The 21,093-nt window shown below is 62.8% G+C and carries 21 protein-coding genes; 12 read left to right on the forward strand and 9 right to left on the reverse strand.

Annotated features, from left to right (window positions below; translation table 11 throughout):
- The gene (locus tag AC3CB8_RS17320) at positions 1 to 429 is read left to right on the forward strand and encodes a MarR family winged helix-turn-helix transcriptional regulator (protein ID WP_015318329.1); all 429 of its coding nucleotides are present in this window, start codon (positions 1 to 3) and stop codon (positions 427 to 429) included.
- 130 nt (positions 430 to 559) lie between these two features.
- Here AC3CB8_RS17320 and AC3CB8_RS17325 read toward each other — a convergent pair whose 3' ends face one another.
- The gene (locus AC3CB8_RS17325) at positions 560 to 2,632 is read right to left on the reverse strand and encodes a putative bifunctional diguanylate cyclase/phosphodiesterase (protein ID WP_352563055.1); all 2,073 of its coding nucleotides are present in this window, start codon (positions 2,630 to 2,632) and stop codon (positions 560 to 562) included.
- A gap of 306 nt (positions 2,633 to 2,938) precedes the next feature.
- Between AC3CB8_RS17325 and AC3CB8_RS17330 the strand changes: the two genes are divergently transcribed.
- Positions 2,939 to 4,126: a glycine C-acetyltransferase gene (locus AC3CB8_RS17330; protein WP_023773359.1), complete on the forward strand. Its 1,188-nt coding sequence runs from the start codon at positions 2,939 to 2,941 to the stop codon at positions 4,124 to 4,126.
- A 52-nt stretch (positions 4,127 to 4,178) separates the two neighbouring features.
- Entirely contained in the window at positions 4,179 to 5,213 is a 1,035-nt protein-coding gene (gene tdh, locus AC3CB8_RS17335) for an L-threonine 3-dehydrogenase (protein WP_023773358.1), read from the forward strand.
- A gap of 157 nt (positions 5,214 to 5,370) precedes the next feature.
- On the opposite strand, the gene AC3CB8_RS17340 is transcribed toward tdh, so the two are convergent.
- Positions 5,371 to 5,808 (reverse strand): MarR family winged helix-turn-helix transcriptional regulator, encoded by a 438-nt coding sequence (locus AC3CB8_RS17340; protein ID WP_023773357.1) that lies wholly within the window; start codon positions 5,806 to 5,808, stop codon positions 5,371 to 5,373.
- Positions 5,809 to 5,895: 87 nt separating this feature from the next.
- Here AC3CB8_RS17340 and hmgA point away from each other — a divergent pair, with 87 nt between their 5' ends.
- The 4 genes from hmgA to AC3CB8_RS17360 are packed head-to-tail and all read left to right on the forward strand — an operon-like array spanning position 5,896 to position 9,700.
- Positions 5,896 to 7,209 carry a homogentisate 1,2-dioxygenase gene (gene hmgA, locus AC3CB8_RS17345; protein WP_352726506.1) on the forward strand — a complete coding sequence of 438 codons (1,314 nt, stop codon included), beginning with the start codon at positions 5,896 to 5,898 and terminating at the stop codon, positions 7,207 to 7,209.
- An 11-nt stretch (positions 7,210 to 7,220) separates the two neighbouring features.
- Positions 7,221 to 8,108 carry an MBL fold metallo-hydrolase gene (locus AC3CB8_RS17350; RefSeq protein ID WP_023783004.1) on the forward strand — a complete coding sequence of 296 codons (888 nt, stop codon included), beginning with the start codon at positions 7,221 to 7,223 and terminating at the stop codon, positions 8,106 to 8,108.
- Entirely contained in the window at positions 8,105 to 9,118 is a 1,014-nt protein-coding gene (locus tag AC3CB8_RS17355; RefSeq protein WP_023783005.1) for a fumarylacetoacetate hydrolase family protein, read from the forward strand. The genes AC3CB8_RS17350 and AC3CB8_RS17355 overlap by 4 nt, the downstream gene beginning before the upstream one ends.
- Before the next feature lie 21 nt (positions 9,119 to 9,139).
- Positions 9,140 to 9,700: a DinB family protein gene (locus tag AC3CB8_RS17360; protein ID WP_023783006.1), complete on the forward strand. Its 561-nt coding sequence runs from the start codon at positions 9,140 to 9,142 to the stop codon at positions 9,698 to 9,700.
- 145 nt (positions 9,701 to 9,845) lie between these two features.
- Here the strand turns inward: AC3CB8_RS17360 and hppD are convergent, their stop codons facing one another.
- Positions 9,846 to 10,958 (reverse strand): 4-hydroxyphenylpyruvate dioxygenase, encoded by a 1,113-nt coding sequence (gene hppD, locus AC3CB8_RS17365; RefSeq protein ID WP_023783007.1) that lies wholly within the window; start codon positions 10,956 to 10,958, stop codon positions 9,846 to 9,848.
- 129 nt (positions 10,959 to 11,087) lie between these two features.
- On the opposite strand from hppD, the gene AC3CB8_RS17370 reads away from it, so the two are divergent.
- Positions 11,088 to 11,555 carry an Lrp/AsnC family transcriptional regulator gene (locus tag AC3CB8_RS17370; RefSeq protein WP_023773351.1) on the forward strand — a complete coding sequence of 156 codons (468 nt, stop codon included), beginning with the start codon at positions 11,088 to 11,090 and terminating at the stop codon, positions 11,553 to 11,555.
- Here AC3CB8_RS17370 and AC3CB8_RS17375 read toward each other — a convergent pair.
- The 4 genes from AC3CB8_RS17375 to aztA form a co-directional block, all read right to left on the reverse strand.
- Positions 11,552 to 11,890: a protein tyrosine phosphatase family protein gene (locus AC3CB8_RS17375; protein ID WP_023783008.1), complete on the reverse strand. Its 339-nt coding sequence runs from the start codon at positions 11,888 to 11,890 to the stop codon at positions 11,552 to 11,554. The genes AC3CB8_RS17370 and AC3CB8_RS17375 overlap by 4 nt on opposite strands.
- Positions 11,891 to 12,039: 149 nt before the next feature.
- Positions 12,040 to 12,981: a zinc ABC transporter substrate-binding protein AztC gene (gene aztC, locus AC3CB8_RS17380; protein WP_023783009.1), complete on the reverse strand. Its 942-nt coding sequence runs from the start codon at positions 12,979 to 12,981 to the stop codon at positions 12,040 to 12,042.
- Positions 12,982 to 13,012: 31 nt separating this feature from the next.
- On the reverse strand, positions 13,013 to 13,888 hold the full coding sequence (gene aztB, locus AC3CB8_RS17385) for a zinc ABC transporter permease AztB (protein ID WP_488377328.1): 876 nt from the start codon (positions 13,886 to 13,888) through the stop codon (positions 13,013 to 13,015).
- Positions 13,888 to 14,691, reverse strand: coding sequence for a zinc ABC transporter ATP-binding protein AztA (gene aztA, locus AC3CB8_RS17390; RefSeq protein ID WP_023783011.1), 804 nt, complete (start codon positions 14,689 to 14,691; stop codon positions 13,888 to 13,890). Before aztA ends, aztB begins: the two co-directional genes overlap by 1 nt.
- Positions 14,692 to 14,910: 219 nt before the next feature.
- On the opposite strand from aztA, the gene AC3CB8_RS17395 reads away from it, so the two are divergent.
- Positions 14,911 to 15,255 (forward strand): RidA family protein, encoded by a 345-nt coding sequence (locus AC3CB8_RS17395; protein ID WP_023773346.1) that lies wholly within the window; start codon positions 14,911 to 14,913, stop codon positions 15,253 to 15,255.
- 41 nt (positions 15,256 to 15,296) lie between these two features.
- On the opposite strand, the gene hutC is transcribed toward AC3CB8_RS17395, so the two are convergent.
- Positions 15,297 to 16,043, reverse strand: a complete 747-nt coding sequence (gene hutC / locus AC3CB8_RS17400) for a histidine utilization transcriptional repressor HutC (protein ID WP_023773345.1) — start codon at positions 16,041 to 16,043, stop codon at positions 15,297 to 15,299.
- Positions 16,044 to 16,048: 5 nt separating this feature from the next.
- A complete protein-coding gene (locus AC3CB8_RS17405) occupies positions 16,049 to 17,404 on the reverse strand; it encodes a formimidoylglutamate deiminase (RefSeq protein ID WP_023783012.1) in 1,356 nt (451 codons plus the stop codon).
- A 98-nt stretch (positions 17,405 to 17,502) separates the two neighbouring features.
- On the opposite strand from AC3CB8_RS17405, the gene hutI reads away from it, so the two are divergent.
- Genes hutI through hutG form a run of 3 tightly spaced genes read left to right on the forward strand, consistent with a single transcriptional unit; the run spans position 17,503 to position 21,091 of the window.
- Positions 17,503 to 18,735, forward strand: coding sequence for an imidazolonepropionase (gene hutI, locus AC3CB8_RS17410; RefSeq protein WP_023783013.1), 1,233 nt, complete (start codon positions 17,503 to 17,505; stop codon positions 18,733 to 18,735).
- Positions 18,732 to 20,273 (forward strand): histidine ammonia-lyase, encoded by a 1,542-nt coding sequence (hutH, locus tag AC3CB8_RS17415; protein WP_352563056.1) that lies wholly within the window; start codon positions 18,732 to 18,734, stop codon positions 20,271 to 20,273. The genes hutI and hutH overlap by 4 nt, the downstream gene beginning before the upstream one ends.
- Complete coding sequence (gene hutG, locus AC3CB8_RS17420; RefSeq protein WP_023773341.1) at positions 20,273 to 21,091, forward strand: N-formylglutamate deformylase; 819 nt, start codon at positions 20,273 to 20,275, stop codon at positions 21,089 to 21,091. Before hutH ends, hutG begins: the two co-directional genes overlap by 1 nt.
- Positions 21,092 to 21,093: the final 2 nt, after the last annotated feature.

Here is a 21,093-nt window from a genome sequence, read left to right on the forward strand (position 1 = left end):
ATGACACCATTTGACCGCCCGCCGGTCGGCATGAATCTCGGCCGCACCGCCAAGCTTGTCGCACAAGCATTCGACGCTGCCTTGGTTGAAGCAGGCGGCACATTGCCGGTCTGGCTCACACTGCTGTCCGTCAAGTCGAGCGAGCTTGCCAATCAGCGCGAACTCGCCGGCATGATCGGCATCCAGGGTGCGACGCTGACCCATCATCTCAACGCAATGGAGGCGCAGGGCCTGCTGACGCGGCGGCGCGATCCCGTCAACCGCCGGGTCCACCTGGTCGAATTGACGGAGACGGGAGAAGCGCTGTTCGAGACGTTGCGGCAAGCGGCACTCGTCTTCGACAAGCGGCTTCGCAAAGGACTGTCCGACGAGCGTCTGGCGGAATTTGCCCAGGTGCTCGCGGCGTTGCGGAAGAATGTAGAGAGCTAGGAATGCCGGCCTGATGCCTCAGTCGTCATAGCTCTGGATTGTTCCAAACGTATAGTGGCGTAGTTTCAGCGCGGCGATCAGGCTGGTCAATTTTGTCGTGCCGTCAAAGCCGTCCTGAAACCTGGCCGGGTTACGCCAGGCATCCCTGCAATACCGTCAGCCTGGCTTTCTTCGGCGTGCGGGCGGTCAGCCATTCGAGCGCCTTGTCATGCGGCATCGGGAAGGCGATGGAATAACCCTGCACCTGGTCGCAGCCGATCGCCATCAGCGAGTCGAGTTCCGCTTCGGTTTCCGCACCCTCGGCGACGATGGAGATGCCCAGCCCCCGGGCAAGTTCGGTGATGGCGCGCACGATCTTGGAGTTGTCGCCATTCTCGTGGATGTTTTGCACGAAGCGACGGTCGATCTTGAGCCGGTCGATCTCGTTGGGATTGACGTGGCTGAGCGAAGCATAGCCGGTGCCGAAATCATCGAGCTCCAGATGCACGCCGGCCGCCCTGATATGACGCAGCTTCGCCGCGATGCCGGTCTTCTCGTCGTCCAGAATGACGGATTCGACGATTTCCAGCGACAGTTTCTGCGGCGGCAGTCCGGCTTTCTCCAGCGTCTCGAACAGAAACGCATCGAAATCATGCTCGCGCAACTCGGTGCCCGAGACATTGACCGCAAGCCGGCCGAAGGCAATCCCGGCACGATTCCACTCGGCGGCCTCATTGATCGCCTTGCCGATCACGATGCGGCCGATCTCCGGCATGAAGCCGCATTTCTCGGCGACCGGGATGAATTCGCCCGGCGAGATCATGCCCCGCTCGGGATGGTTCCAGCGCACGAGCGCTTCGATGCCGCTGATGGAGCCGTCGGTCAGCGAGACCTGCGGCTGGAAATAGACCTGGAACGCCTTTTCGGAAATGGCGATCTTGATGTCATGTTCGAGCTGCTTGCGGTAGTCGAGTTCGCGGCGCAGCTCCTCCGAGAAGAAAGAGAAGTTGCCGCCCCCCATTTTCTTGGCGGAGTAGAGCGCCAGATCGGCATGGACGAGCAGGTCCTGCGCATTGTCGGCATCGATCGGATAGACCGCGATGCCGCCGCTGGCGCCCGGGAGAATGGTGGTGCCCTGGAACACGATCGGCTCGTTGATGTGCACCAGGATGCGCCGTGCCAGCATGTTGATGTCCTCGGTGCTGCCGGCTCCGTTGAGGATCATCACGAATTCGTCGCCGCCGAGCCGCGCGCACAGATCCGAAGCGCGGCAGGAATCGCGCATTCGCTGTGCCGTCACGACCAGGACATAGTCGCCGGCGGCGTGACCCAGCGTATCGTTGATCTGCTTGAAGCGGTCGAGGTCGAGCTGAACTACGGCCAGGCGCTCGCGCCGGCGATGCGCGCCCTTGATCAGCGTCTCGAAATGGTCGGTGAGGAAGGTGCGGTTGTGCAGGCCGGTCAGGCCGTCATGCACCGCGATGAAGGCCATTGAATTGCGGGCGTCGACCAACTCACGCGTCTTGCGCAGGATCGCGTTGGACATCGGCCTGAAGATGAACAGCGCCACCAGCAGGATGACGCCGAGTGTGGCGTAGAACAGCGTGCGGTGGAGGGAGAGCAGCTTTTCCGAGCGCTCGTCGGCATCGGCGCTGATGCGCTGGCCGAGCGCGGCATAGCCCGACAGCGTGGCATTGGCGACCGACGCATCGAGATTGACGCGTTCGGCGCCGCCCTTGTAGCCGCCATTGTCGCCAAGGTTGAGCTGCGATTCCAGTGCAGACACCAGCCGGTCGCCATTGGCGATCAGGCCAACCGAGAAATAGTCGAGATGGAAGGGTTTGGTGAAAAGCACGCTCTCGATCGACTTCGCATCGAGCTTGGCCGGCGATTGCGGATCCGCGCCCGTTTGCTTGAGCAGCAGATCGTAGTTCGTCTCGAACTCCGCCGTGGCCTGCTTCAGCGCGCTGACCAGCGCCGGCTGCTTGTCGCGCGAGGCGGCGCCCGTCGCGCTGGCAAGGAAAACGATGCGCTGCGACAGCGTCTTCTGCGTGCCGACGATGTCGAGCAAGGTGTGATTGTGCTGCTGCGTGGCCATCGTCTGCTGCAGCAGAACGAAGGAGGCCGCGACCATGGCGGCAATGATCAGCAGCGCCAGCCAGTAGCCAGCCTTGATCAGCAGTATGAGCCTGCCTGAAACGGTTTGCACCGGCTGCTGAGACATGTTCGGGGGCGGTCCTCTCGCCAACGGATCTATGCGAGCACCATTGGACTGCAAACGTTAACAGGACTGGAAATCGACAACCGGTCCGCAAGGGGGAAAGGGCCAAAGATCGCGAAATGGTTATCGCCTCCTTTCGCCGCAGGCCGGCATTTATGTATTCGTCGGCCCGAGCGTTCTTGCGTGGCGGTTGAACGATCTCCATGGCGTCCCAGCTGATGCTGCCGGGCCACCTGATCCGGTCGCTTTTGCGATGGATTTTTTGTGCGGGCGGGACGACAGTCTGCCGACGTCAAACGGGGCCCGATCATGACCGCAGCATTTCTCTCCCATATCGACAACGAGCTTGCAGGGTTGAAATCCGCCGGGCTCTACAAGTCCGAGCGGGTGATTTCCTCGATGCAGTCGGCTGAGATCGAGGTCGGCGGGGAGAAAGTGCTGAACTTCTGCGCCAACAACTATCTCGGCCTTGCCGACAGCGCGGAACTGCGTGCGGCGGCCACGCAGGCGCTCGACCGCTACGGCTACGGCATGGCCTCGGTACGCTTCATCTGCGGGACCCAGGAAGAACACAAGCAGCTCGAGACGACGATCTCCTCTTTCCTCGGCTTGGAAGACACCATCCTCTACGGCTCTTGCTTCGACGCCAATGGCGGCCTGTTCGAGACGCTGCTTGGCGAGGAAGACGCAATCATCTCGGATGCGCTGAACCACGCCTCGATCATCGACGGCGTCAGACTGTCGAAGGCCAAACGCTTCCGCTATGCCAACAACGACATGGCCGATCTCGAGGCACGCCTGAAGGAAGCCAAGGATTGCCGCTTCCGGCTGATCGCCACCGACGGCGTGTTTTCCATGGATGGCATCATCGCCAATCTCTCCGGCGTCTGCGATCTGGCCGAGAAATACGACGCCATGGTCATGGTGGATGACAGCCATGCGGTCGGCTTCGTCGGCGGAAATGGGCGCGGTTCGCCCGAGCATTGCGGTGTCGAGGGCAGGGTTGACATCATCACCGGCACGCTCGGCAAGGCGCTCGGCGGCGCTTCCGGCGGCTACACCTCGGGCAAGAAGCAGGTGGTCGACTGGCTGCGCCAGCGCTCGCGGCCCTATCTCTTTTCCAACACGCTGATGCCGGCGATCGCCGGCGCCTCGATCAAGGTGTTCGAGCTGATCCGCAATGGCGACGGATTGCGCGAGCGCCTATATGCCAATGCGGCCCGGTTCAGGTCCCAGATGGGCAAGCTTGGCTTCACGCTGGCTGGGGCCGATCATCCGATCATCCCGGTAATGCTGGGCGATGCCACGTTGGCGCAGGAGATGGCGGCGCGCATGCTGAAGCGTGGCATCTACGTCATCGGATTCTCATTCCCCGTGGTGCCGAAAGGCCAGGCGCGCATCCGCACCCAGATGTCGGCGGCGCACTCCAGCACCGACATCGACCGGGCCGTGGAAGCGTTCGGCGCGGTCGGCAGGCAATTGGGCGTGATTTCCTGAAGGGCCGGTAGCGAAAAGCGATTCCGGATCAAGAGATTCAAGGGACAAAAGAATGTCGAACATGATGAAGGCGCTGGTGAAGGCCAAGGCCGAACCGGGCATCTGGATGGAAGAGGTTCCGGTGCCGGAGATTGGCCCGAACGATGTGCTGATCAAGGTCAAGAAGACCGCGATCTGCGGCACCGACGTCCACATCTACAACTGGGACCAGTGGGCGCAAAAGACGGTTCCCGTGCCGATGGTTACCGGCCACGAATTCGTCGGCACGGTCGCCGACTTTGGTGCCGCGGTCACCGAATACAAGGTCGGCCAGCGCGTGTCGGGCGAGGGACACATCGTCTGCGGCCACTGCCGCAACTGCCGCGCGGGCAGGGGGCATCTGTGCCGCAACACGCTCGGCGTCGGCGTCAACCGTCCCGGTGCCTTCGGCGAGTACCTGGCCATTCCCCAGCACAATGTGGTGCCGATCCCCGACGACGTGCCGGACGAGATTGCCGCGATATTCGATCCCCTGGGCAACGCGGTCCATACGGCATTGTCCTTCGACCTGGTCGGCGAGGATGTGCTGGTCACCGGCGCCGGGCCGATCGGCATCATGGGCGCGCTGGTGGCGCAGTGCGTCGGCGCACGCAAGGTTGTCATCACCGACATCAACCCGGTGCGGCTGGCGCTGGCCAAGAAGCTTGGCGTCCAGCATGTTGTCGACGCCTCGAAGGAGAAGCTGCGCGATGTCATGCCGGTGCTCGGCATGACCGAGGGTTTTGACGTCGGCCTCGAAATGTCGGGCGCGGCCCCCGCCTTCCGCGACATGATCGATACCATGAACAATGGCGGCAAGATCGCCATTCTGGGCATTGCGCCCACCGGCTTCGAGATCGACTGGAACAAGGTCATCTTCAAGATGCTGCATCTCAAGGGCATCTACGGCCGCGAAATGTTCGAGACCTGGTACAAGATGATCGCGCTGGTACAGGGTCCGCTGGATGTGAGTGGGCTTATCACGCATCGGATTGGCATCGACGATTATCAGGTTGGGTTCGATGCGATGCGCAGTGGCAGTTCGGGCAAGGTGGTGATGGACTGGTAACGGCGGTATAGCGCCATCCGGTGAAACGTTTGCGCGAGGCGCCCCCCTCTGTCCTGCCGGACATCTCCCCCTCAAGTGGGGAGATCAAATTACGGGATAGATTTGCGTCAGGACAGAGGGGGCGCTGTCCCGCCAGCACATCCCCATTCTTTCGGCGCTACTTTGCTTCCAATGCCCTCTCAAGCGCCGCCACCCCACGCACAATCGCCGCACGTTCGTCCACGCCAAGTTTCGCCAGCAGTTCCCGCTCGAAACTCTGCGCCAGCGGCACCATCTCGCGATAGGCTGCAAGCCCGGCGTTGGTAAGCGTCAAGTGCTCGACGCGGCGGTCGTTCTCGTCAGGTGTTCGTACCAGCCAGCGCCGCCGTTCTAACTCGGCCACGGCGCGCGAGACCTTGGTCTTATGCATGGCCGACTGCTCGCCAAGTTCCGTCGCGGTCATCGTGCCGCGCTGTCCCAACCCCGATAACGTGCGCCATTCGGGCCGGGTCAGGCCGTGGCGGTCCTTATAGACTTTCGAAAATTCGCGGCTGACGGCGTCTGAAAGACGATACAGCCGGTAGGGCAGAAAGCTTTCGAGCTCGAGAATGTCCATTGTCCGCATCCGGGAAAAACGGAAGGTTGATAGTTACATTTTCGATGGTTACAAATGAAACCAATTTGGTCAATCCGGGAGGAAGCAATGGCCTTTTCCTACATGCCGGGTTTCGGCAACGACTTCGAAACCGAGACCCTGCCCGGTTCGCTGCCGCAGGGACGAAACTCGCCGCAACGGCCGGCCTACGGCCTCTACGCCGAGCAGCTTTCAGGCTCGCCCTTCACCGCTCCGCGCGGCACCAATGAGCGCTCCTGGCTCTACCGGATCCGGGCGAGCGTCAAGCACACGGGCAGGTTCAAGGCGGCGAGTTATCCCCTGTGGAAGACCGCGCCCAATGTCGGCGACCACGAGCTGGCGCTTGGCCAGTACCGCTGGAATCCGGTGCCGATGCCGAAGGAGCCGACCGACTTCATCAAGGGTATGCGCAGCATCACCACGGCCGGCGACGTACTTGGCCAGACCGGCATGGCTGCCCATGTCTATGTCGCCAATACGTCGATGGTCGACGATCATTTCTTCAATGCCGACGGCGAGTTGCTGGTCGTGCCCCAGGTGGGCAGCTTGCGCTTCGTCACCGAGGTGGGCGTCATCGAGCTTCGGCCCGGCGAGATCGCCGTGCTGCCACGCGGCCTCGTCTTCAAGGTCGAACTGGCCGACGCCGAAGTGCGCGGCTATGTCTGCGAAAATTATGGCGCCAAGCTGACTCTGCCCGACCGCGGCCCGATCGGCGCCAATTGCCTGGCCAATCCGCGCGACTTCAAGACGCCTTGCGCCTGGTTCGAGGAGAAGGAAACGCCGTGCCGGCTGATCGTGAAATGGTGCGGCAATTTCCATGTCACCGAGATCGGCCATTCGCCGCTCGACGTCGTTGCCTGGCACGGCAACTACGCGCCCTATAAATATGATCTGGCGACCTTTTCGCCGGTCGGCGCGCTGCTGTTCGATCATCCTGACCCGTCGATCTTCACCGTGCTGACGGCGCCGAGCGGCGAGGAAGGCACCGCCAACATCGACTTCGTCCTCTTCCCGCCGCGCTGGCTGGTGGCCGAGGATACGTTCCGGCCGCCCTGGTACCACCGAAACATCATGAGTGAGTTCATGGGTCTGATCCACGGCCAGTACGACGCCAAGGAGGAGGGTTTCGTCCCCGGCGGCATCAGCCTGCACAATCTGATGCTGGCCCATGGTCCGGATGCGCCTGGCTTCGAAAAGGCCTCGCGCGCGGAGCTGAAACCGGTCAAGCTCGACAATACCATGGCCTTCATGTTCGAGACCCGTTTTCCGCAGATGCTGACCCGCTACGGCGCCGAACTCGAAACCCGGCAGGACAACTACATCGATTGCTGGGCCGACCTGAAGAAGCGCTTCAATGGCACGCCCGAGGGCGACTGGTCTTGATCGGCAAACCAATGCCGGACCGGCTTGTGCTGCTCGGGTCGAAAGGCGGTCCGGCACTGCGGCCCCGCGGGCCGTGGCCGAGTTCGTCGCTGCTCGAGATTGGTGGGCGAGCCGTCGTCGTCGATTGCGGGCTTGGCGTGACGCGCGGTCTGGTCGATGCCGGGGTCAGCCTGAAGGTGCTCGACCTGATCTTCATCACGCATCTGCATTCCGACCATGTGCTGGAACTCGGGCCGCTGATCCACACCGCCTGGACGGCCGGATTGGCGACGCCGGTCACGGTGTTCGGGCCGCCTGGGGTTGGCCACTACTGGCGGCGCTTTTGTCAGGCCATGGAATTCGACATCGAGATCCGCATCGCCGACGAGGGCCGCCCCGATATTCGCGAGTTGGTCTCTGTCGACGAATTCGGCCAAGGGCATGTGGTCGAGCAGCGCGGACTGACGGTCACGGCGCTGCGCGTCGACCATCCGCCGGTGACCGACTGTTTTGCCCTGCGCTTCGAGCATGGCGGCAAAAGCGTGGTGTTTTCCGCCGATACGGCCTTCTTTCCGCCGCTGGCGCATTTCGCCGAAGGGGCTGACATTCTCGTCCACGAAGCCATGCTGGAAGAAGGCATCGAGCGGCTGGTTGCCAGGACCGGCAATGGCGCGCGGCTCAGGGAACATCTGCTCTCCAGTCACAGCTTTGCCGAGGAGGCAGGCCGTATCGCCCGCGATGCCGGCATCAAAAGATTGGTGCTCAACCACCTCATTCCAGCCGACGATGCCGAGATCGGCGAGCTCGACTGGATCGCCGCGGTCAGGAAAACATGGGCCGGCGACTTGACGATCGCTCGCGACGGCCTTGTTGTGGAGTTAAGCGGCGCCAAGGCCGCATCAGGAGAGGGAACCGCATGAAGCTTGCCACGCTGAAGGACGGAACACGCGATGGAAAGCTCGTCGTCGTTTCGCGCGACCTGACGCAATACACCGACGCCTCGTTCCTGGCGCGCACGCTGCAGGCCGCACTCGACGACTGGCGCAGGATCTCGCCGCATCTCGCGACCATAGCGGAATCGCTGGAGAACAATGCGATGCCGGCGGCCCGTTTTCACGAGCATGACGCGCATTCACCGCTGCCGCGCGCCTATCAATGGGCCGACGGCTCGGCCTATGTGAACCATGTCGAACTGGTGCGGAAGGCGCGCGGCGTCGAGATGCCGGCAAGCTTCTGGACCGACCCGCTGATCTACCAGGGCGGCTCGGACTCCTTCGTTGCCCCGCGCGATCCGATCCGTCTAGCGGATGAGGCCTTCGGCATCGACATGGAAGCCGAGATCTCCGTCATCGTCGACGATGTGCCGATGGGCGCCAGCCTCGACGAGGCGCGCGCCGCGATCCGGCTGGTGATGCTGGTCAACGATGTCACGCTGCGCGCGCTGACCGGGCCGGAACTCGCTAAGGGATTCGGCTTCTTCCAGTCGAAACCGTCCTCCGCCTTCTCTCCGGTCGCGGTGACGCCGGATGAGCTGGGCGATGCCTGGGACGGCGGCAAGGTCAATCTGCCGCTGCTTGCCGACATCAACGGCAAGCCGTTCGGCCGCGCCGATGCCGGTGTCGACATGACCTTCGATTTTCCGGCGCTGATTGCTCACGCCGCCCGCACAAGGCCGCTGGTATCAGGCGCCATCATCGGCTCGGGTACGGTGTCCAACAAACTCGACGGCGGCCCGGGCAAGCCGGTCTCTGCGGGCGGAGCCGGTTATTCCTGCATCGCCGAACTGCGCATGATAGAGACCATTGTGTCAGGCGAGCCCAAGACACCTTTCTTGCGCTTCGGCGACACCGTGCGCATCGAGATGAAGGACAGATCAGGGCATTCGATCTTCGGGGCCATCGAGCAGAAGGTCGAGAAATACCAGCGGTAGGCAAAATGAGAGGTTTGAGTGATGGACCTGCTGGATCATCTGCGTCGCATGGCGGGGAACAATCTCTGGTCGAACGACCGGCTCTATCGCGCCGTGCTTGCGCTGAAGCCCGGTGAATTCGAGGCCGAGCGCACCAGCTTTTTCCCGTCGATCAAGGCAACGCTCAACCATGTCCTCGCGGTCGATCATCTCTATCTCGATTTTCTCGAAGACGGCGGCGTCGGTGCGGCTGCCTACGATGACTTCGTACCTTTCGATGCCGCGCCGGAGCTTTACCTGGCTCAGCTTGCGGCCGATCGGCGGCTGATCGCCTTCTGCGATGGCCTGTCAGAGGCCGATCTCGACCGCCGCGTCGTCACCGACCGGCGTGAAGACGGCATGATCCCGGAAAAGATCGGCGATATCTTGGCGCACGTCTTCCTGCACGACATCCACCATCGCGGCCAGGTGCATGCGATGCTGTCCGGCACCTCGGTGGCGCCACCGCAACTCGACGAGTTCCTGCTCGACTATGATTTGAAGCTGAGGAGAGTGGAAGTCGAGCGGCTACGGTTGGACGATCAGACCAACGCAACATCATAGGCTGAAAAAGACGATCAGCGGCGACCAACGTCAGGCCTTTGATACGCGCGTGTGCTTTCGCCATCGGATGCTCATTGCCAGGCCCCTTATGACCAGATTTTGGTCATAAGGGGCCTGGCTGCAAGAAATCTTGGCGAAGGTCTGTCTATTCCGCGGCCTGAACCTTGATCACGCCGCGCTTGATCTGGTCCTGCTCGATCGATTCGAACAGCGCGCGGAAATTGCCTTCGCCAAAGCCTTCGTCGCCCTTGCGCTGGATGAACTCGAAGAAGATCGGCCCGATCACGGTCTTCGAAAAGATCTGCAATAGAATCTTGGTCATGCCGCCGTCGACCACACCTTCGCCGTCGATCAGGATGCCGTGCTTCTTCATCCGCTCGATCGGCTCGTCATGGCCGTTCACGCGATCATACGACATGTCGTAGTAGGTCTCGGGCGGGCCGGGCATGAATTTCAGCCCATTCTCCGCGAGCTTGTCGGTGGCGGCGTAGATCTCGTCGGTTCCCACCGCGATGTGCTGGATGCCTTCGCCATTGTACTTCTTCAGATATTCGGCGATCTGGCTGGTCTCGTCCTTGGACTCATTGAGTGGAATGCGGATCTTGCCGCAGGGCGAGGTGATCGCCCGGCTGACCAGGCCCGTGATCTTGCCGTCGATGTCGAAGAAATGGATCTGCTTGAAACCGAACAGATTGCGGTAGAAATCCCACCATTTGTCCATCTGGCCGCGATAAACGTTGTGGGTCAGGTGATCGAGGAAATAGAAGCCGACGCCTTGCGGCTTGGGGTCGCGTTCGCCGAGCCACTCGAATTCGGCGTCATAGGCCGAGCCCTTCTTGCCATAGCTGTCGATGAAATAGAGCAGCGAGCCGCCGATGCCGACGATAGCAGGCACGTCGAGCGCCTTGTCGCCGCCTTCGTAAGGCGTGGCGCCCTTCGAGACGGCATGCTCGAAAGCATGCTTGGCATCGACCACCCGCCAGGCCATCGAGGCAGCACAGGGGCCGTGCTTGTCGACGAATTTCATCGCATGCGAGCCGGGCTCGGCATTGACGACATAATTGATGTCGCCCTGGCGCCAGACGGTGATGTCCTTGGTGCGATGCCTTGCTACCGCGACATAACCCATGCGGGTGAACAGTTCGGCCAGCTTCTGCGGCTCCGGATGCGCGAATTCGACGAACTCGAAACCGTCGGTGCCGGCGGGGTTGTCCTTGCTGATCGTGGCGGGCGGTGCGTCGTGCGGGAAAGGACCCATGATATCCTCCGGATGCTGCTCGGCCTGAAAAGACCATCATAATAGCGCGGAGCCCACGCACGGTGCTTGCATTCAAACGCTTGAAATGGTGATCTGATGCGGGAACCGTGCATGACGAGAGATAAAACCATGGATCAGACGCGCATTGATCAGTTCGACCGCAAGATAATGGCGCTTTTGCAAGGCGACGCGCGGCTCACTAACAACGATCTCTCCGAGCGGGTAAACCTCTCTGCCTCGCAATGCTCGCGCCGCCGCCAGCGGTTGGAGGAGGACGGCTACATCAGGGGCTATCGTGCGGTGCTCGACCGCGACAAGCTCGGTTTCTCGCTGGTCAACGTCATCTCGGTGACACTGGCCACCCACAACCGCGACAATGCGCGCCGCTTCGGGGAATTGGTGGCGCGGCTGCCCGAGGTGCAGGAGGCCCATGCGCTGACCGGCGAGATGGACTACATCCTGAAGGTCGTAACCCCAGACCTCAAATCGCTGTCGGAATTCGTCAACGGCGTGCTCCTGCCGCACGAATCCGTGCAGCATGTGAAGACGGCGATCGTGCTGGAGACGCTGAAGGAGACCGGCGCGCTGCCGATTTAATCCTTCGACTGCTGGATCAGCCCGTACAGATTGGTACAGCGGGCGCCGGAGCGGCAATAGGCGAACACCGGGCCGTCGAGCTCGTCGAGTGCCTCGGCCTGGTCGTCGACATTCTCTCGCGTGATCTGGCCGCTGATCACCGGAATGTAGCGGAAGGCGAGGCCGGCGGCCTCGACCGCGGCCTTGAGCGTGTCCGCCGAAGGCTGTCCCGGCTGCTCATCATCAGGCCGGTTGCAGATCACGCTCTTGAAGCCGGCTTCCTTGATGGCGGCAACGTCCTCGGGCTGGATCTGGCCCGAGACCGAATAGTCTTCGCTGATCTGGCGGTATTCCATGGCTCGTATCCTCGCGATCTCTTTGACGGCAGTCTTGCCACTCCGGGAGGGGGGCGGCAATCCGCATCGAAGGAATTCTCTGCCAAATAGACATCGCGCGCCAGAAAATCCAACCGGGCCGATACGGCCCGGCTGGCCGCGGATCAAACTCAGCTGCCGAGAATGGCGCCTTTGATCTGGCGGATGTTGTTGTGCATCATGTCGATATAGGTCGAGCCGGGGCCGTCGGGCTGCGACAGCGCGTCCGAGTAAAGCGTGCCGCCGACCTTGATGCCGGTCTCGCTGGCAATCTGCTCGATCAGGCGAGGGTTGGTGATGTTCTCGACGAAGATGGCCGCGGCCCTGTCCTGCTTGACCTGCTCGACCAACTTGGCGACATCGGCGGCCGACGGCTCGGAATCGGTCGAGATACCTTGCGGGGCGAGGAAGATCAGGCCGTACTCGTGCTCGAAATAGCCAAAGGCGTCATGCGAGGTGATGACGACGCGCTTTGCCTCGGGGATCGACTGGATCGCCGTCCTCACTTCGCCTTCCAGCGCGTCAAGCTTCTTGGTGTAGGCGGCGGCGTTGGTCTGGTAGCTGACGCAGCCGTCGCTGTCGGCCGCGCAGAAAGATTCGGCGATGTTCTTCACATAAATCCTGGCATTGGCGATCGACTGGAAGGCGTGCGGGTCAGTGACCGTCTTGCCGCTGCCGGTGCCGGCGCCATCGGCCGCGTCGGCATCGGCGAATTCAGCCTTGAAGTCGATCGGCGTCACACCCTTGGTCAGCGTGACGATCGAGGCCTTGGTGGCGCTGGCATCGACCAGCCGCTGCAGGAAACCTTCGAAATGCAGGCCGTTGACCAGCACGATGTCGGCCTTGGCCATGGCGACCGCGTCGGCAGGGCTTGGCTCATAGACATGAGCGTCGCCATCCGGCCCGACGATCGTGGTGATCGCGACACGGTCGCCGCCGACGTTTTTGGCAAAGTCGGCAATGACCGTAAAGCTGGCGACCACCTTCAGCGGCGCCGCGAAGGCCGATGATGCGCCAAAGGCGGTTAATGTTATAACGCTCAATGTCAGGGCGGCGCGGACCGTTTTCAGCATAAGCGGGGTTCCTTCCAGAGGGTGAGGCGGATCAGGCCGTTCTGTGACGGTGATGGATGATGCGACCGCGCAGAATGCCGCGCGTGCCAAACAGGATCGAGGCGAAATAGATGACACCGGCCGACAGGATGATGGCCGGGCCGGATGGCAACGACGCGTGATAGGACAAGAGCAATCCGGCAATGCAGGAGGCAAAGCCGATCAGCACCGCCAGCACGCACATCGGCTCGACGCGTGCGGTCCAGAATTGCGCGGCTGCCGCGGGCAGCATCATCAATCCGACGGACAGCAAAGTGCCGAGCGCCTGGAAGCCGCCGACGAGGTTGAGCACGACGAGGCCGAGGAAGATGAAATGCACCGGGCTGCCCATGCGGCTGACCGAACGCAGGAACAGCGGGTCGAGGCACTCGGCGACCAGCGCCCGCCAGAAGATGGCCAGGCTGGCCAACGTCACCGCGACGATGCCGCCAATCAGCATCAATGCCTCGTTGTTGAGCGCCAGCACCGTGCCGAACAGCACATGCATGAGATCGACGCTGGAGCCGCGGATCGATACCATCAGCACTCCGATGGCGAGCGAAATCAGATAGAAGGCGGCCATCGAGGCGTCCTCGCGCTGGATGGTGAAGCGCGAGACAGCGCCAGCGCCGAGCGCGACGATGACGCCGGCGATCAGGCCGCCAATGGTCATCGGCAGGATCTCAAGGCCATAGAACAGGAATCCGGCCGCCGCTCCTGGCAGGATGGCATGCGCCATGGCGTCACCCGACAGGCTCATGCGTCGTAGCATCAGGAAGACGCCGATGGGGCAGGCGCCGAGCGACAGCATCAGCGAGCCGAACAGCGCCCGCTGCATGAACCCGAAATCGGCGAAGGGAGCAATGAAAAGACCGTAGAGCGCGTCCATCAGGCGGCCCTCGGTCCGGCGCCATGGTGATGGTCGTGATCGTGGCCATGATCATGGCCATGAGCGTGCTCGTCAGGCTCGCACCAGGGGGCGTTCTCTTCCCAGGCTTCGTGGAAGCGGCGCGCGCGCAGCAGGTTCTCCGGCTTCAGCGTCTCCCGGGTATCGCCCCAGGCAACCGGCTGGCGGGCAAGCAGCAGTGTTTCGGGAAAATTCTGGCGCACCAGATCCAGATCATGGACCACCACCATGATGGTGCGCTCTTCGCCATGCCAGCGATTGATCAGGGCAATGAGGTCACCGACCGTCTTGGCGTCGACCGCGTTGAAGGGCTCGTCGAGCAGGATCAGGTCGGCATCCTGCAACAGCACGCGGGCAAACAGCGTGCGCTGCAGCTGGCCGCCCGACAGGGTGTCGATCGGCCGCTTCTCGAAGCCGCCGAGGCCGACGGCCATCAATGCCTGGCTGACGGCTTCGCGATCTTCCCTGGTATAGCGGCCGAGCATGCCGCGCTTCGGCCACAGGCCAAGCGAGACCAGATCGACGACGCGGGCGGGAAAGGAGCGATCGAGTTCCGACTGCTGCGGCAGATAAGCTGCCCGCACGCCCGATGCGCGGATAACCTCGCCGGCCATTGGCTTCAGCACGCCGACAATACCCTTCATCAGCGTCGATTTTCCGGAGCCGTTGGCCCCGACGACGGCCGTCAGCGAACCCTTTCGGATCGTGCCATCGAGGTGATGGATCGCGGGATGGCTGTTGTAGCCCAGCGTCAAGTCACGGAAGGTTAGGCAGGTCTGGGTCATATCGTTCCGTTGGAAGTCGAGCCTGGCCGCGATAGTGGCCGTTGGATATGTGATGTTATTACATTAGTCAACAAGCCAATCCGGTTGATTTGCGACCCGGCGGCTCAATTTGCCGTGAGTTTCTTCCGTGCTGGTCCAAGGAGATTTGGCCCCGGCGGCCTTGCCCGAAGCCCGCGCCGACTCTAAACAGGCGCAACCCTCAAACGAAGGAACCTCGCAATGAGCATTCGTCGCATCGATGTTGGCCCGCGCATGAGCCAGATCGTCATCCACGGCAACACCGTCTATCTGGCCGGCCAGGTCGGCGAGCCCGGCGGCAACGTCGCCGCGCAGACCCGCGACATTCTCGCGACCATCGACGAATTGTTGGCCAAGGCCGGCACCGACAAGACCAAGATCGTCCAGGCGATCATCTGGCTGGCCGACATGGGCACCTTCGCCGAGATGAATTCCGAATGGGACAAGTGGGTGCCGCAGGGCCACACACCCGCTCGCGCGACCGGCGAGGCAAAGCTCGCCGGTCCCGAATATCTGGTCGAGATTATTATTACGGCTGCGCTGTAAAGCCGCTGCAGGTGCCGATCTTCCCCAAGCGGGAGATCGGCTTACCCCTGCGACGGCGTGAACCTTGCCACCAGCGTGTGGCTTTCCGCCGGATAGATGAAGCGCACGTGGGTAACCGGGTGCTCCGCGCTCCAAGTGCGACGCTCCACGACCAGGCAGGGCGCGCCAGGATCGATATCGAGCTCGTCACCGATAGTCTCATCGGCGGCCATGGCGCGTATCCGATGTTCGGCCTCGCTCCACGGCACGCGGCCGATCAGCCATGGACCCGCCGCGATTTCCAGAAACTCTTCGTCGCCGGCTTCCGCAACCGCCGAAAGATTGATCAGACGTCGCTCGAGTGCGAATGGCCGTTCGCCGGCAAAATGAAGGCCTTCGACCGCCAGTACCGACCCTGCGGCGGACAGTCCGAGCAAAGCCCTGTCCTCCACGTTGCTGCGCCGCCTCAGGCGTTCCAGTCGTTCGTAGCGGTAGGGCAGGCCGAGCGCCTCGACCTCGATCCTGATGTCGTGAAGCTCCAGCACCGCCGCTTGCGATTGCGGCTGACGGACAAAGCTGCCAGACCGGCGGCGGCGTTCAATCAAACCTGCCTTGGCCAACTGCGACAGAGCCTTGTTCACCGTCATGCGTGAGCATTTGTATTCGGCGGTCAGCTCATGTTCGAACGGGATACGGTGGCCGGGCGCCCAGGTGCCGGACAGGATTTTTTCCCGGATACCGGACAGGATGCGTTGATGCAACGAGACCGTCTCGTTGTCGTCTATCTCCGTCGGTTCAGCCATGCTCATCTGGGTTAACCCTCGGAAAGCGCAGTCATCACGCTGCGAAACCGTTCGGCGATAGCCCCGCGCCTGGCGTGTCTGCCAGCGCTGACCTGTTTCTTGCCATGCACCCAGACGCAATCGACCTTGCTGCCATTGGCAAAGATCCAGGCATCGAGGATCGCGTCGCCTGTCTTGCCGGCCAGCGAAGGGTTTTTGCCGTCCAGCGAGACGAGATCGGCGGATGCCCCAGTTGCGATTTGCGAGGCGCCGGCACCTAGGGCGACGCCGCCGCCGTCTAGCGCTGCGTCGAACAGGGCGCGGCCCGTTGAGCCGCCGGCTACCGAAAGCACATTGCGGGCGCGGTGCGCGACGCGCTGCGAATATTCCAGCTGGCGCAATTCGTCGGGCAGGCCGATCAGCACATTGGAATCGGAGCCGACGCCGAAGCGGCCGCCATGCTCCCTGAACAATGGCGCGGCAAAGGTGCCGTCGCCCAGATTGGCCTCCGTGATCGGGCAAAGGCCGGCAATGGCGCCGGTCTTCGCCATGCCGATGGTCTCGGCATCCGTCATATGGGTGGCGTGAATCAGACACCAACGCTGGTCGACAGCGGCAGCCCCAAGCAGAAATTCGACCGGACGCGCGCCGGACCAGGCAAGGCAATCCTCGACTTCCCTGACCTGTTCGGCGACGTGGATGTGGATCGGTCCGTTTGGCGCCATGGCGGCGACTTCGATCAGTTCTTCGGGCGTCGCGGCGCGCAGACTGTGCGGCGCGACCCCGACGACAGCTTGATTCAGCGCGCGAACCGATTCACGGCTTTTCTCCACGAGCCGGGCGAACCGATTCACATCGTTGATGAATCGGCGCTGGCCCTCATTTGGAGCCGCGCCGCCGAAAGAGGAGTGGGCGTAGAACACCGGCAGCAGCGTCAGGCCGATCCCTGTTTCACCAGCCGCGGCAGCGATGCGCTCGGCCATCTCGGCTGGGTTGGCATAGGGTTGTCCATCGCGATCATGGTGCAGATAATGAAATTCGCCGACGCGGGAAAAACCGGCCTCCAGCATTTCGACATAGAGCTGCGCCGCCACCGCCTCGACCTGGTCGGGAGTCATCGACAGCGCGAAGCGGTACATCACCTCGCGCCAGCTCCAGAAACTGTCGGCGGAGGGGCCGCGCAACTCGGCAAGGCCGGCCATGCCGCGCTGGAAGGCGTGGCTGTGCAGATTGGGCATGCCTGGCAGCAGAATGGAATGGCGTTCATCACCGGGCAAGGCGGCGGCTTCAGGCTCTACGGCCGTAATGCGCCCATTGGCTAAGGTGATCCGCACATTGTCGTGCCAGCCGTCGGGAAGAAGCGCCTGTGCCGCAAAGATATCGGTCACTTTTCTCTCCGCTTTCCGGTCTCGTATGCGATGATGGCACTTGCAGTGCGTTTCAATATGTATATACATAATCGCCACCGATTGAAACGGAAAAGATCATGGCCGTAGAGAGCAAAAACCGGGCGGGGAGGGTTCGCCTGTGGCGCAATGCGCGTCTGGCGACCATGGCTGGAAATCGTGCCGGATTGGGGATCGTCGAGCATGGTGCGCTGGCCGCGCGCGACGGCCGCATTGTTTATGCCGGTCCGCAATCCGAGATGTCCTCGGCTTTTGCCCAAGGCGAGATCATCGATTGCGAGGGCCGCTGGATTACGCCCGGCCTGATCGACTGCCACACCCACCTGATCCACGCTGGCAACCGCGCCAACGAATTCGAGATGCGGCTGGCCGGCGCCACCTATGAGGAAGTCGCCAGGGCCGGCGGCGGTATCGTCTCGTCGGTCAAATCCTTGCGTGCTGCCAGTGAGGGCGACCTGGTTGCCCAGACGCTGCCGCGCCTCGACGCGCTGATTGCCGAGGGCGTAACCACCGTGGAAGTAAAGTCGGGCTATGGCCTCGACCTCGAAAACGAGAAGAAATCGCTGCGCGCCGCGCGACAGCTGGGCAATGAACGCCCGGTGACGGTTCGCACCACATGTCTCGCAGCCCACGCGCTGCCGCCCGAAGCCAAGGGCGACAAGGATGCCTTCATCGATCTCGTCGCCAAAACGATCCTTCCCGGCGTCGTCGAGGAAGGCTTGGCCGATGCCGTCGATGGGTTCTGTGAAGGCATCGCCTTTTCGCCGGAACAGATGGCGCGCGTCTTCGATGTGGCCCAGGCGGCTGGCTTGCCCGTCAAACTCCACGCCGACCAGCTGTCCAATCTGCATGGCGCTGAACTTGCCGCCCGCTATGGCGCGTTGTCGGCCGACCATCTCGAATATACCGACGAGGCAGGCGCGGTGGCGATGGCCAAGGCGGGGACCGTGGCGACCATCCTGCCCGGCGCCTACTACTTCATCCGCGAGACCAAGAAGCCGCCGATCGGCCTGTTTCGCCAGCATGGCGTCAGAATGGCTGTTGCCACCGACAACAATCCCGGCACATCGCCGCTGACCTCGCTGCTTCTGACCATGAACATGGCGGCCACCCTGTTCGGCATGACGGTCGACGAATGTCTTGCCGGCGTCACCCGCGAAGCCGCCCGTGCGCTGGGGCTGCTCGGCGAGACCGGCACGCTGGTATCGGGCAAATCCGCCGATCTGGCGATCTGGGACATCGAGCGCCCCGCCGAACTCGTCTACCGCATGGGCTTCAACCCGCTGCATGCCCGCATCTGGAGAGGACAATGACCGAACTGACCCTGAAGCCCGGCAATGCGAAGCTGGCCGACTGGCGCGCCATATACCGTGGCGCCGTGCCGAAACTGGACGATGCCTGCCGTCCGAAAATCAAGGCGAGCGCCGAGGCCGTCGCCAGGATCGTTGCCAAGGGTGAGCCGGTCTATGGCATCAACACCGGTTTCGGCAAGCTGGCCAGCGTGCGCATCCCCGCCGAGGATCTCGAGACGCTGCAGCGCAACATCGTGCTTTCGCATGCCGCGGGCGTGGGCGAGCCGATGCCCGTTGCCGTTGCCCGGCTGATGATGGCGCTGAAACTTGCGAGCCTCGCGCAGGGCGCCTCCGGCGTGCGCTCGCGGACCATCGAGTTGCTTGAAGCGATGCTGGTCAACGACGTGATCCCCGTCGTGCCGGCGCAAGGGTCCGTCGGCGCCTCCGGCGACCTTGCCCCGCTGTCGCACATGACGGCGGTGATGATCGGCGTCGGCGAATGCTTTACTCCGCATGGCCGTTTCCCGGCCAAGGTCGCGTTCGTCTCGCATGGGCTGGAGCCCGTGACATTGGGCGCCAAGGAAGGTCTGGCGCTGCTCAACGGCACGCAGTTTTCGACGGCCTATGCACTGGCCGCTTTGTTCGATGCCGAGGTGCTCTACCAGTCGGCGCTTGTCGCCGGCGCGCTTTCGACCGACGCGGCCAAGGGTTCCGACGCGCCGTTCGACCCGCGCATTCATCTGTTGAGAAAGCACCGTGGCCAGATCGAGACCGCGGACGCGCTGCGCAATTTGATGGCCGGTAGCGCGATCCGCGAGTCGCACCGGGTCGGCGATGAGCGCGTGCAGGATCCCTATTGCCTGCGTTGCCAGCCGCAAGTGATGGGCGCCGCACTCGATGTCCTGCGCAAGGCCGCCGATACGCTTGAAACCGAGGCCAATGGCGTCACCGACAACCCGCTGATCTTCGCAGAAGACGATACTGCTCTGTCCGGCGGCAATTTCCACGCCGAGCCGGTGGCGTTCGCCGCCGACATGATCGCGCTCGCCGTCTGCGAGATCGGCTCGCTGTCGGAACGCCGCATCGCCATGCTGGTCGATCCCGCGCTGTCAGGCATGCCCGCTTTCCTGACGCCTAAGCCCGGTCTGAACTCCGGCTTCATGATCCCGCAGGTTACGGCGGCCGCGCTTGTCTCGGAAAATAAGCAAAAAGCCTATCCGGCCAGCGTCGATTCCATCCCGACCTCGGCCAACCAGGAAGACCACGTCTCGATGGCCGCGCATGGCGCACGCCGCCTGATCGGCATGGTCGAGAATGCAACCGCGGTGATCGGCATCGAATTGCTGGCCGCCGCCCAAGGCTGCGATTTCCATCAGCCGCTGGCGTCGAGCGCAGCACTGGAAGCCGTGCGCAAGCTGGTGCGCGCCGAGGTGCCGCATCTCGATAACGACCGGCATTTCCATCCCGACATGGAAAAGGCGATTGCCATGGTGCGCAGTGGTGCGGCTGTGAAAGTCGCGAGCGCGGTGGCACTGCCCTCGATCGCCGGAGCGGCGTGATGACGGCCAGCCCCTGGCTCACGGTCACGCGCGGCACGGCGCCGCTGCTGGTGTCGATCCCGCACACCGGTATCGACCTCGCCGGCCTCGAAAACCGGCTGGTCTCGCCTTGGCTCGGCCGTCGTGATTGCGACTGGTGGATCGACAATCTCTATGATTTCGCCGCCGGTCTCGGCGCCACTGTCGTGCACACCGCGATCTCGCGCACCGTCATCGACGTCAACCGCGATCCATCCGGCGCCTCGCTCTATCCCGGCCAGGCAACCACCGGCCTGTGCCCGACCGAAACCTTCGACGGCGACCCGCTCTACCGCGACGGCGAAGAGCCGGGGCCGTCGGAGATCGACGAGCGCCGGCAGAAGTTCTTTGCGCCCTATCACGCCGCCTTGCAGGCCGAGATCGACAGGTTGCGCACCTTGCATGGCAAGATTGTCCTCTACGACTGCCATTCGATCCGCTCGGTGCTGCCACGCTTGTTCGAAGGCACGCTGCCGGTGTTCAATCTCGGCACGAATGACGGCAAGAGCGCCGATCCGACCTTGCAGGCGATGGTCAACCAGATCATGGCCGAAACCGGCGAGACTTTTGTCGTCAACGGACGCTTCAAGGGCGGCTGGATCACGCGCCATTTCGGCCAGCCGCTTCAGGGCGTGCACGCGCTGCAGATGGAACTCTCCAATCGTGGCTATATGCGCGAGCCCGACGGGAAGGGCACGCCGGACAATTGGCCGGTGCCCTACGACGCCGCGTTCGCCGCACCGATCCGCGCCACGCTGACGCGGATTCTTCAAATCGCCATTGACTGGGCCGGGCGCTGACG

It is taken from the genome of Mesorhizobium sp. P160927 (assembly GCF_057766385.1).